We start from the raw sequence: 12,407 nt of genomic DNA on the forward strand, positions 1-12,407 counted from the left end.
TCGCTACACAAGCGAACGGATATTAAGAAAACAGATCTTTGCTAGAGTTTCTTCATCCAGAAAGTCATTGGCTTGGGCGACTCATTCGCTTCATCCAGTTCTTTCCAGCTAAAGGTGGTGTGCAGCTCAGGATGTTTTTCATAACCACGCTTACGCCAGAAATTATCCAGCGGTCTGAAACCTGCCGGACGGCGCGGATGATCGTCTGGTCGTTGAACACCGCAAAAACAGCTGTATTCATAACCGCCTAGTTCACGTGCATGCTGTTCACGATGATCAAAAAACGCTACACCAGCACCCTGCCCGCGATATTGTGATAACAACACCGACTCACCGCAATAAAATACGCTATCGACATCAATACCCGCGTTGATAAACGGCGCTTTGACGTCATCTGTTTCATATTTAAGCGGAATGCCGGTCGATGCACCGACGACCTTATCACCATCAAAGGCTAAAACAATCACGCTGTCAGGCGCTTCGATATAGGTTTGCAGGTAGCGAGCCTCGTAATCCGGGTCCCCATCATAGAGATAAGGAAAATCACGGAAAACCTGAATACGCAATCTGGCCAGTTCAGGAATAAATTGATTCAGGGCTTCACCTGATAAACGTTTCAATTCCAGCATAGTTATTTCAATCCGTGCAATGGAAAGGCATATAAAAAAGCCAGACTGGAAAATACATTCCAGCCTGGCTGATTGTCCTGCAGTTTAACCGACGACTTGTTTCACCCAGTCTTCCAGGTTGTAGTAGTTGGTGATACGAGCCACTTTGCCATCACGAATCACAAAAAACGCACCCGCTGGCAGATTGTATTTCTGACCGTTTGCTTCCGGTAAACCTTCATCGGTGCTCAGGTATTCACCTAATACGGTGAATTCAACAGCAGCGCGGTCACCGGCTTCGTTAGTGGTGATGGAAATATCAACGATTTGTTCTTTGTAATGTGCATTCATGCGGTCCATAAATGCAGAGAATTTTTCTTTACCAACTTCACGTCCAGCCTGGTTAACATCATGAATAACGTCATCAGTCAGCATATTTAAAAACGCATCCATATCCTGACGGTTGAACGCATCGTAGTAGTTTTGCAGCAATGTGATTGTAGCTTGGCTCATGTTGCAGATCCCAGAGAGTAAAAAAACCGCGAATTTTAACGTGTAAACGCTTCAAAGAAAAGCAGAAACGACTAATTAACCACAGAGACACAGAGGGCACAGAGATAAAAGAAAATAGATCCGCAGATTACGCAGATGGACGCAGATTTATAATTTTTAACAGGATCGTAGGTCGGGTTAGCGTAGCGTAACCCGACAAAAATAATCTGCGAAAATCTGCGGATAACTCAAAAAAACCTCTGTGCCCTCTGTGTCTCTGTGGTTACTTTCAAAAATCAGCTTTGACGACTACGAGCAGTAATCCCCATCAACTTGTAAGTCAGCATTGATGCGGCGAAGTCATAGGCATGAAAGCCTTCAATCGGCGCGAATTCCATTACATCAAAACCGATAATTTCACGTTGTTTGGCGACCGATTCAAACAGATTCAATGTCTGGTACCAGCTCAGGCCGCCTGGTACCGGTGTGCCTGTTGATGGAAATACACTGGGATCCATGCCGTCAATATCGACTGTAAAAAACACTTTTTGCGGAAAATCATCAGGTAAGGTAATGCTGTTGATATTATTGGGAACCAGTTCATCGGCATCCTGGTAATACACGCCAAACTCTTCCCGTACCTGCATTTCTTCTTCACAAAAGGCACGAATTCCCAGCTGGTATAACGGAATACCCATATCCACTGCACGTTTCATTACCGAAGCATGGCTCAAAATATCGCCTTCATAGGCATGACGCAGATCGGCATGGGCATCGATCTGAACAATGCCGAAATCTTCAATCCCTGCATCCTTCAAGCCTTTGATGACGCCGTAGGTGACAGTATGTTCACCGCCTAACACGACGGGAATACCGCCATTACGGATGATTTCAGCAGTGGCATTGGCAATATTATCAATCACCTGTTGAGAATTTACGCTGCAGTCTACTGGCGGGCAGGTGTAAATGCCCAAATCACATGGATTGCTTTTACCATCCCATTTTTCCAGCTGCCATGAGGCATTCAAGATAGTGGAGGGTCCCTTCGCTGTACCGCCACCATAGGAAACTGATTTTTCATAGGGGACAGGCAAAACATGAAACATCGCCTGTTTAGGATCAGCCTGATCAATCTCAGATCCCAGGAAAATCGGAAATTCTTCGTTTAATTCTGCTGTCATGACAGTCGCTCTTTAAAATCACTGTAGCCAAAACTTTTGACTACACGTAAATCATCGGTTTCGGAATTCCAGATAGCCAAAGATGGCAATTTGGTGCCATTAAACGTCGTGGTTTTGACCATGGTGTAATGGCTCATATCTTCAAATACCAGACGTTGACCAATTTCCAATGGCTTTTCAAAACTGTAATCCCCAATAACATCACCCGCCAGACAGGTTAAACCGCCCAGCCGATAAGTATGGGACTTCTCATCAGGCAAACCGGCACCGGTAATATCCGGACGATAAGGCATTTCCAATGTATCGGGCATATGACAGGTAGCCGAAGTATCGAGAATAGCCTGATCCAGATGATTCCAGCTGATATCCAGTACTTCACAACTCAAAATACCGGTACCAATAGCAACAGCCTCACCCGGCTCCAGATACACTTCGACCTGATGCCGTTGTTTAAAATCCTGAATTAATTGGATTAAACCATCAATATTGTAGCCATCCGCCGTAATATGATGACCACCGCCAAAATTTACCCATTGCATTTGTGGCAGCAAATGACCGAATTTGGCTTCCATCGCTTTTACTGTACGTTGCAATGGTTCAAATCCCTGCTCACACAAAGTATGAAAATGCAGGCCGGAAATGCCATCCAAAGCCGTTTCATCCAGCTGTGATAACGGAATGCCTAAACGTGAACCGGGTGCACACGGATCGTAAATCGGTACTGCACCTTCTGAATGCTCCGGATTGATACGTAAACCAAAATGCAATTCAGGACGTTGTTTTTGCATTGTCAGGCACTGTTCACGAAACCGCAGCCACTGCCCGCAGGAATTAAACACAATGTGATGGGCAAAAGTCAGCAGTTCATCAATATCCTGCTGGCTGAAAGCTGCTGCAAACACATGCACTTCGCCACCGTATTCTTCAAAACCCAGTCGCGCTTCATGCAAACCACTGGCACAAGTGCCACTCAGATATTTGGCCGTCAACGGCGCTAAAGACCACATTGAAAATGCTTTCAAAGCAGCCAGAACTTTGGCACCACTGGCCGTTTGAACGTGATTCAAAATGCGTAAATTACGCTCAACAGCCACCTCGTCCACCACAAAACAAGGAGACGGCAATCGAGATAAATCCAGCTTGGTAAAATCAGTAAATTGCATTATTTTCAAACACCTGAAAATGATAGTTAATTTATATTATTAACACTTATTAACCACAGAGGCACAGAGAGCACAGAGTTTTTATCCGCAGATTCTCGCAGATTATTTTTGCCGGGTTACGCTACGCTAACCCTACCTACGTTTTTTAACAAGGTGTAGGCTGGGTTGAATTTATTAAACCCAACAAGACGCAGAAGAATAGATGGTGTTGGGTTTCGCAGGCTCAACCCAACCTACATTTCTCTTAAAATTAGAAATCTGCGTCCATCTGCGTAATCTGCGGATGTATATTTTTTTCCTCAGTGCCCTCTGTGTCTCTGTGGTTAATTTTTTCTGGCTTTATAAAGGTCAATCGTCAAGATTGAAATTATCCAATTCAATCACTTCCCACGGCAATCCGTATTTATTCATATCTTCCATAAACGGATCCGGATCAAACTGTTCGATGTTCCAGACACCCGGTTTCTTCCATTTGCCTTCCAGCATCATTTTGGCACCAATCATGGCTGGTACACCGGTGGTATAGGAAATCGCCTGCGACTGAACTTCAGCGTAGCAATCCTGATGGTCTTTGATTTGGTAGAGATAAACAATTTTCTGTTTACCATCCTTAACGCCTTTCACCACACAACCGATACAGGTTTTACCTTTGGTACGTGGGCCAAGTGTTGAAGGGTCAGGTAACAATGCTTTGAGGAACTGAATCGGCACAATCTGCTGACCGTTATAGTCAATTGGCTCAATGCCGGTCATACCAACATTACCCAGCACTTCCAGATGTTTCAGATAACTGTCACCAAAACTCATCCAGAACTGGGCACGTTTCAAAGTCGGGAAATTCACTACCAGTGATTCCAGCTCTTCATGGTACATACGATAAATATTGTAGTTACCAACCTCTTCCGGACAGGTAAAGCTGGCTTTTTTCGACATGGCAGGCGTGGTGACAAACTCACCATTTTCCCAATGACGGCATTCTGCGGTAACTTCACGGATATTAATTTCCGGATTGAAGTTAGTGGCAAACGGATAACCGTGATCACCACCATTGACATCAATGATATCCAGCTCATGGATTTCATCGAAATAATGCTTGGCAAGGTAGGCAGTAAAGACGTTGGTGGCACCGGGATCAAAACCGCTGCCGAGCAATGCCATCAAACCGGCATTTTCGAATTTTTCACGATAAGCCCACTGCCAGCTGTATTCAAACTTGGCAGTATCTAAAGGTTCGTAGTTAGCTGTATCCAGATAATCGACACCAGCGTTCAGACAGGCATCCATGATGTGCAAGTCCTGATAAGGTAACGCTACGTTGATGACCAGATCCGGTTTTTCCTTTTCCAGTAAAGCGGTCAGCTCAGGCACATTGTCGGCATCGACCTTGGCAGTACGGATGGGTCTATCCAGCTGAGCAGCGATAGCTTTGCATTTGTCTTCATTACGGCTGGCCAGAATAATCTCTGAAAAAATTTCCGGTAATTGAGCACATTTATGGGTAACGACGCCGCCAACACCACCGGCGCCAATAATGATCACTTTTGACATTGCTGAATCCTTATAAATCTGCAGTTATCTTTCAAAGAAGGTATAGCCATTCATGCTATCGCTGAAGGCACGTAACATTTGTTGACGCATTGGTACTGAAATCTTGCCATCCCGCACAGCTTGTTCTGCCAGCTTACGGAACTGTTCCTGCATCACTTTGGGATCGTACTCCACGTAGCTGAGCACATCGGCAATGCTGTCGCCATGGAACTCACGAACGAAATCAAAGCTGCCATCTTCATTAATGTGCACACTGACCACGTTGGTATCACCAAACAGGTTATGCAAATCACCGAGGGTTTCCTGATAAGCACCCACCAGAAATACGCTCAGATAATATTCCTCACCCTCAATTAGCGGATGTAAAGGCAACGTTTTGCGAATCCCGTCTTCGTAAGAAAACGAATCAATTTTGCCATCACAGTCGCATGTCATATCGGCAATGACCGCGGCACGAGTCGGTCTTTCATTCAAACGATGAATTGGCATGATGGGGAAAATCTGATCGATTGCCCAGATATCCGGTAATGATTGAAACAGACTGAAATTACCGTAATAAATATCGGACAATAATTCCGGCAGGCTTTCCAACTCCGCAGAAACCCGGCGTGCCTGAGGCAGTAGTTCCGAGATTTTTTCCAGAATGGCTAATGAAACATTCTCAGCTAAAGCACGTTCACGTAAAGTGGCCTGACCGTGATGGAATAACTCACGTAATTCATCACGATAATAAATGGCATCGTTGTAGCACTCCTGCAGGTTCTGCAGTTTTACATTGCCCAGCACGGCATAGAGATTCACCAGCATGTCCGGGCTATCAGCGGGAGCGACTTCCGGAATCGTTCCTGGTTTATGATCACGTACTTCCAATACATTAAATAACAGCATGGAAGAATAAGCGATCAAAGCCCGGCCTGACTCGGTGATAACCACAGGATGCTCTATATCAAGGGGATCCAGGCATTCCTGTAACGTTTCAATAATGTTGTAGCAATATTCGTCCAGACCATAGTTCATGCTGTGCGTGCTATTCGAACGTGCACCTTCGTAGTCGACCGCCAAACCACCGCCAAGGTCCATATATCCCATCGGTGCACCTTCTTCGATTAAACCGGTATAAAAACGACAGGCTTCCATCACACCACTACGAATATTACGAATATTGGGAATTTGTGAACCTAGGTGGCTATGCAGTAATTGCAGGCAATGCAGCATATCAGCCTGTTTAAGCTGATCAATCACTTCGAGTAGCGCACTGGTAGATAAACCGAATATCGAACGATCTCCACTATCGCCATTCCAATGACCTTCCACAGTAGAGGCCAAACGTATGCGTAAGCCAATTAATGGATCGATACCCAATGCTTTACTGCGTTCTAAAATGGTGGATAGTTCAGTGGCGGTTTCCAACACAAAAAAGCAGGGAATGCCCATCTGGCGTGCATACAGTCCTAATTCAATAAATTCTTCGTCTTTATAGCCATTGCAGATAATCAGACTGTCGTGGTCACGTAGCTGAGAAATAGCAATGATTAACTCAGCCTTACTGCCCGCTTCCAGACCATGATGATATCGACGACCGTAATCGGCAATTTCCTCAATAACGTGACATTGCTGATTCACCTTGATCGGAAATACGCCACGATAGTGATTTTTATAACCTGCGGTTTTGATGGCCCGGGCAAAGGCTTCGTTTAACTGAGTAATGCGCAGATCCAACAGGTTCTCGATGCGTAATACAGCGGGCATATCCAGACCGCGCTCTTTCATTCCGTTAACAATATCAATCAACGGAACATGGATAGTCTTTTCACCAAATTGCAAACTGACAACCGCATTGCCATCGGCGGAAATATCAAAATAATCCGCACCCCAATCACGTACACCATAAAGCTTACTGCTATGTTGCGCACTCCATTCATCAGAGGCGACGTCAGGTGAGTTTGTATCAAGATTGGCATGGGTTTGTGTCATCAGTATGACCCCCTTTGGCTTCAGTTAAATCGCGGGATTGTCACTATTTTATGGATAAATTGCAAAAATATTATGACAGTATCACTACTTAAGGATGCGAATCGCAGACTCAGATAATCGGCTTCTCTTCAGGAGCGCTGGTATCCGTTGATGGATGCAGGTTTGTATTGAAAGCTTCAACACTATCCGCAACTTCATCAGGACGGTTAAATCGCGCAATATGAAACAAGGCTTCGCCCTCATTCACCAGCGGAATATTGGTTCTGCCAATGATCACACCGCTGCAGATAGCGATCACTTTGGTTTCGGATTTCTCATCGCCATAGGGCGCAGCAACCATGCCCAGAATATCGCCTTTTGTCACTTGCGCCCCCATGGGCACCAGCATCCTGAAAATACCACTTTGTGGCGCCCTCACCCAACTACTGGATCGCGCGACAAACGGATCGACAGGTTTTGCCTGTTTTGTACGGGATTCGGTCAACATACCCAATTTGCGCATCACCGCCAACACACCTCTGACTCCGGCACGAATCGCCAGTTCATTAAAGCGCAAAGCTTCACCCGCTTCATACACGATAACCGGCACATTGACCTGCTGACAGGCATGGCGTAATGAACCTTCAATCAATCCCGAATTCAAAATAACCGGTGCATTAAATGCCCTTGCCATTTCCTCCACCACAGGGTTATCCAAAGCCGCACGGATCTGTGGCAGATTGTCCCGATGGATGGCTGCAGTATGCAAGTCCACACCATGGGTACATTTATTCACCACTTCGCTCATAAACAGGTTGGCTAAACGTGCCGCTAATGAACCTTCCTCAGACCCAGGAAAGCAACGGTTTAAATCCCGGCGATCAGGTAAGTAACGTGTTTGATTAATAAAGCCGTAAACATTCACCACCGGAATAGTGATCAACGTGCCTTTAAGCCCTTTAAGACGTTTGCTTCGCACCAGCCGACGAATAATTTCCACACCAACAATTTCATCACCATGCACCGCACCGGATACAAATAGAACAGGGCCCTCACGACGGCCACGCATTACCTGAACCGGCATACTCAAAGAGGTATGCATGTACAAATCTGGCAGCGGTACATCGACCACTTTGTTTTGTCCGGGCATGATCTGTTGCCCGGCAATGATCAATGCATCAGCCATCAACCACGGCCTTTGGTTTTAGTGGTTCCGGAAACCGAGTTTTTTTCAATAAAATCAATAATCAAACTGGCAATATCTTTACCGGTCGCTGTTTCAATACCTTCCAGGCCCGGCGAGGAGTTCACTTCCATAACTACAGGACCATGATTAGAGCGCAGTAAATCCACCCCGCAAACATTCAGCCCCATAGTTTTGGCCGCACGAACCGCTGTGGCACGTTCTGCCGGTGTAATCCGAATCAAATTGGCACTACCTCCCCGATGTAGATTAGAACGAAACTCACCCTCTTTGCTCTGACGTTTCATTGCGGCAACTACCTTTTCACCCACCACAAAGCAGCGAATATCGGCACCACCCGCTTCCTTGATAAATTCCTGCACCAGAATATTGGCTTTCATGCCCATAAAGGCTTCGATAACACTCTCAGCCGCCCCGGCAGTCTCAGCCAGTACCACACCGATTCCCTGAGTACCTTCTAAAAGTTTAATCACCAGCGGCGCACCACCTACCATCTTGATTAAATCGTCGACATCATCAGGTCGATGGGCAAAGCCCGTCACCGGCAAACCAATACCGCGGCGGGATAATAACTGGAGAGCGCGAAGTTTGTCGCGCGACCGACTGATGGCCACCGACTCATTAAGTGGATATACATTCATCATCTCAAACTGGCGCAGCACGGCGGTACCGTAAAAAGTCACCGAAGCACCAATCCGAGGAATCACCGCATCATAACCGGTAAGGTTTTCGCCTTTGTAATGCACTTCGGGTTTCATCGAAGTGATGTTCATGTAACAACGCAACACATCCAGAACATCCACTTCGTGCCCTCGTGCCTCAGCTGCCTCGACCAATCGGCGAGTTGAATACAACTTTGAATTACGGGACAAAATGGCTATTTTCATGCAGATTCTCCATCAAGCGCTTCATCTTTAGGCGCTTGAGTTGTGTCGTGAAATGAGGGGCTTGCTTGATAGGACAATGCCGGATTAACCAATATATTACCAGTCGTCATGGCAGTGCGTCCCAGTAACATTCTAAAAAGCATGGTATCGCGATTGGTCAGGGTAATTTCAATCGGCCAGCTATGCCCGCCAACGCTAAGTAGTGTCTCAATCACATAACGTTTTTCAGTATGACCGCCCGAGTCAGTAACATTACGCTCATCCTTAACACGCGCCTCGCACCAGATTTCGGTCTCGGTATCATGTTGATTGGGATGTACTCCAAATCGTACCCATAGCTCATCGTTTTTCTCAATCGGCTCAACCGAAAAAGCATGGATCGCGGAAGTTCTGGCACCGGTATCCACCTTGGCTTTGATTCGATCGATACCCAACTCTGGCAGGCTTAACCATTCACGCCAGCCAACTGTAATTTTTTGCGGGTGATTTTCCACGGGATTCCCCAATTAAGATTTTATGGGGCAATTGAATGCAATTTATGGGCGAGTGTCAAAAAGGATTTTTGAATTATAGCTCTGAATAAAATTTAAAGCTGATTTGCAAAATGAATTCAGTAGATTTTCGTTAGAAGAAAATAAATTTGTTAGATACAAAAAAGCCCCGAAGAATCGGGGCTTTAAAATTACATAGTGAGAGTGAATTTAGCAAAGACCTTCACCAACACAACTACCACCCTTGGTCCAGGTTATTTGACCATTAACAAGCTGAGGAGTCATTTGGTACGTACTGTTTAATGGGGCTGCACCAGCACCAGTCGCCAGAATAACACCATCACCAGTCACTGTAACAGAGGCAACATTAGGACCACCTGCTGCGCCATCAGCAAGATTGTCAATTTCATCTGATGAAGCTTCGTTACATGTTGCTAGAGAACCACCAACCTGTCCACAAACTTCAATAGCTGATTTCAAACCAGATGTTGCTAGTACAACTTCTGAGAATTTCGCTTTATTTGTATATTGTTGATAAGCAGGTAATGCAATAGCTGCCAGAATCCCGATAATGGCGATTACGATCATTAATTCGATTAATGTGAAACCTTGTTGTGTTTTTTTCATATTCCAATCCCCTGTATGTAAAAACGTTAAGCTTATGCTCATAAATGCATTTGCACTGAGCATGCCAAAAGTTTTAATCCATATTTTTCAAACACTTAACCATAGACGCCGAAATTTACGTACCGAACACAGATACAAAAAGAGTCAATATGTGACACTTTACGTCACTTAAACCTCACATTTTTTGTATAAATCAAGCAGTCTTCTATTTGCAGGAAACATATTGAGCCCATGCTTAATTGATAAACATCTTTCATTATTTAAATTAAGGAATTCATATCCATTAGCTAGAGCTTCGAATAACTGCGGTTCTGGTCTCATATCAACATGTTTATTTAGCAGATTCAGTACTTGCAAAACACTTTCATCATCATCTTTTTCAATAGCATTGATGAGGTAGGCATTGATCAACAGCCTCTCTGCTTTTACTTTAAAATATGGGTTGCCTAGACCATCTTCTAAGGCCACATCCGATGATTTTTTCCGTGCAAAATCATTAATACCTTTTTGAGATTGATAGGAATGAAAAAGGAATAAAAAAATAAGTGGAACAAATAGACAAAGAGCAAGTTTTATTGTGAGTCGCATTTTTGAACTTAGAACAACCCTTTTTTCTAAGCAATGATGATTGAGCAGTGCGAATAATAAAAACAGCCAAACAAACCAATGAAGAGATGAAGTATAAAATGGTAATTCAACTAAGGTATGCATACTTATCGGAACTAGTAATGCTAGATAAATCCAAAGTCGATTATATTTAGCTCTTACAATAAAAATTGTTACGGATAACAAAGCGATAATTATCCCTAGTAATGCAACCGCCCCCCCCTCTATTCCCCACAAAAAAAGTTCGTTATGAGGATGCGTAATATATTGAGGTAATTCTGCATTGGGGTTATCTCGTGCGAAACTTGCCGAAGCTTCTCCCCATTTTTCAACAAAACGACCTATTCCGTGACCAAATATCGGCTCTTCAGCAATGGTGTTTAAGGAAATCCTATAAATACTCAGGCGTTGATCAGAATACTGTGCTTCCACAACACGGTAAGATTTATCCAGGGTCTTGTGCAGACCTTCTTTTGCCAGCCAACTAGCAACGACTATCATTAACAAGACTGCAACTACCGTTTTCCAGTTTTTCCTGATCGGATTTCTATAGAAACTTAGTAACATTAATAAACCTGTCGTCCCGGACAAAAGGCCAATTCTTGAACCTGTGGCTACCATTACATAAGTCGCGACAGTGATGGTTATCAATAAAAATACTTTCAGAGAAAACCGCTTATGGACTATGGGCCGCAGGCATAAGTAGAAGGAAATCAGTATGCCTGTTACCAGAAAACTGGCCATTACATTGACCTGTTGAAATATCCCTGAAGCAATTGCTTGTTCCGATCCAGGGATCCGATGTTGCAAAACTGGAAACTGAAATAACTGAATAATGCCAATAAAGCTTTGCAGTAACGTCGCAATAGCAATTAATAGCAGAATTCTGTCAGTATTTTTTAGACGAAATTGAAATAATCCGAAAAGAAAAATCACACCCGCCATCACATACACAATACGAAATAGCCAGGTGATTGAATCATGTACACCGGCTAATGCTGCGGCGAGAAGAATACCGATCGGTAACGCAAGCAAACCTTTGTAATTCGCAGGGAGAATTAATTTTTCCTGAGCACACAAATACCAGACCGAATAGGCAATAACTAATGTCGCCGCTATCCAGACGGTAATATTAAATGGCAAATCAAAACCCGCACCCCCAAGATTTTCTGAGTAGAAAAGTGGAGAAATAATAAAAGTTAATGCCAACAACCATTCAATCGGCTGTTGTGGCAATAACGGGTATTTTGAGAGATGGCGCGACATAAGCTTCCCTGTTCCGGCGAATAAACAAAAAAGGATTATGTCGGCTGAATGATCGAGTGGCAAGGCGGGTTGGATAGAAACAACGATTATTTCATATCCACTGGATTTATCCGCAGATTACGCAGATGGACGCAGATTAAAAGAATACAAACCACAGAGACACGGAGGACATAGAGATTAATAAATATTGTTTGTTGGGTCATCAACATGTAACCCGACATAAACAAGATGTTGGGCTTCGCAGGCTCAGCGCCAACCTACGGAGTTTTTTAATTCATCAATCTTAAGGTTAATGAAACAAGGTCAGTTCGATTTTATGACGCTAATAATCTGCGAGCATCTGCGTAGTCTGCGGATAAATATCTATTAAACCTCTGTGCT

General features: G+C 44.3%; 11 protein-coding genes. All 11 read right to left on the reverse strand.

Features of this window, described 5'->3' with window-relative positions:
• Positions 1 to 41 precede the first annotated feature (41 nt).
• The 11 genes from B2337_RS10200 to B2337_RS10250 all read right to left on the reverse strand — a co-directional run bounded on the left by B2337_RS10200 (position 42) and on the right by B2337_RS10250 (position 12,026).
• Positions 42 to 629 (reverse strand): GNAT family N-acetyltransferase, encoded by a 588-nt coding sequence (locus tag B2337_RS10200; RefSeq protein WP_292359137.1) that lies wholly within the window; start codon positions 627 to 629, stop codon positions 42 to 44.
• An 84-nt stretch (positions 630 to 713) separates the two neighbouring features.
• Positions 714 to 1,121: a ketosteroid isomerase-related protein gene (locus B2337_RS10205; RefSeq protein WP_292415216.1), complete on the reverse strand. Its 408-nt coding sequence runs from the start codon at positions 1,119 to 1,121 to the stop codon at positions 714 to 716.
• A gap of 275 nt (positions 1,122 to 1,396) precedes the next feature.
• Complete coding sequence (gene speB / locus B2337_RS10210) at positions 1,397 to 2,281, reverse strand: agmatinase (protein ID WP_292359133.1); 885 nt, start codon at positions 2,279 to 2,281, stop codon at positions 1,397 to 1,399.
• Entirely contained in the window at positions 2,278 to 3,444 is a 1,167-nt protein-coding gene (gene nspC / locus B2337_RS10215) for a carboxynorspermidine decarboxylase (protein ID WP_292415218.1), read from the reverse strand. Before nspC ends, speB begins: the two co-directional genes overlap by 4 nt.
• 348 nt (positions 3,445 to 3,792) lie before the next feature.
• Positions 3,793 to 4,992, reverse strand: a complete 1,200-nt coding sequence (locus B2337_RS10220; RefSeq protein ID WP_292415220.1) for a saccharopine dehydrogenase family protein — start codon at positions 4,990 to 4,992, stop codon at positions 3,793 to 3,795.
• Positions 4,993 to 5,016: 24 nt separating this feature from the next.
• The gene (gene speA / locus B2337_RS10225) at positions 5,017 to 6,966 is read right to left on the reverse strand and encodes a biosynthetic arginine decarboxylase (protein ID WP_292415222.1); all 1,950 of its coding nucleotides are present in this window, start codon (positions 6,964 to 6,966) and stop codon (positions 5,017 to 5,019) included.
• A 109-nt stretch (positions 6,967 to 7,075) separates the two neighbouring features.
• On the reverse strand, positions 7,076 to 8,131 hold the full coding sequence (locus B2337_RS10230) for a succinylglutamate desuccinylase/aspartoacylase family protein (protein ID WP_292415224.1): 1,056 nt from the start codon (positions 8,129 to 8,131) through the stop codon (positions 7,076 to 7,078).
• Positions 8,131 to 9,036 carry a 30S ribosomal protein S6--L-glutamate ligase gene (gene rimK, locus B2337_RS10235; protein WP_292359125.1) on the reverse strand — a complete coding sequence of 302 codons (906 nt, stop codon included), beginning with the start codon at positions 9,034 to 9,036 and terminating at the stop codon, positions 8,131 to 8,133. Before rimK ends, B2337_RS10230 begins: the two co-directional genes overlap by 1 nt.
• Positions 9,033 to 9,530, reverse strand: a complete 498-nt coding sequence (locus tag B2337_RS10240) for an ATP-dependent zinc protease (protein ID WP_292415226.1) — start codon at positions 9,528 to 9,530, stop codon at positions 9,033 to 9,035. The genes rimK and B2337_RS10240 overlap by 4 nt, the downstream gene beginning before the upstream one ends.
• Before the next feature lie 207 nt (positions 9,531 to 9,737).
• On the reverse strand, positions 9,738 to 10,154 hold the full coding sequence (locus B2337_RS10245) for a pilin (RefSeq protein WP_292415227.1): 417 nt from the start codon (positions 10,152 to 10,154) through the stop codon (positions 9,738 to 9,740).
• A gap of 168 nt (positions 10,155 to 10,322) precedes the next feature.
• Positions 10,323 to 12,026: a PglL family O-oligosaccharyltransferase gene (locus B2337_RS10250; protein WP_292415229.1), complete on the reverse strand. Its 1,704-nt coding sequence runs from the start codon at positions 12,024 to 12,026 to the stop codon at positions 10,323 to 10,325.
• Between the last annotated feature and the right edge of the window lie 381 nt (positions 12,027 to 12,407).

The sequence above is a fragment of the Methylophaga sp. UBA3192 genome (genome assembly GCA_002363955.1).
GTDB lineage: Bacteria > Pseudomonadota > Gammaproteobacteria > Nitrosococcales > Methylophagaceae > Methylophaga.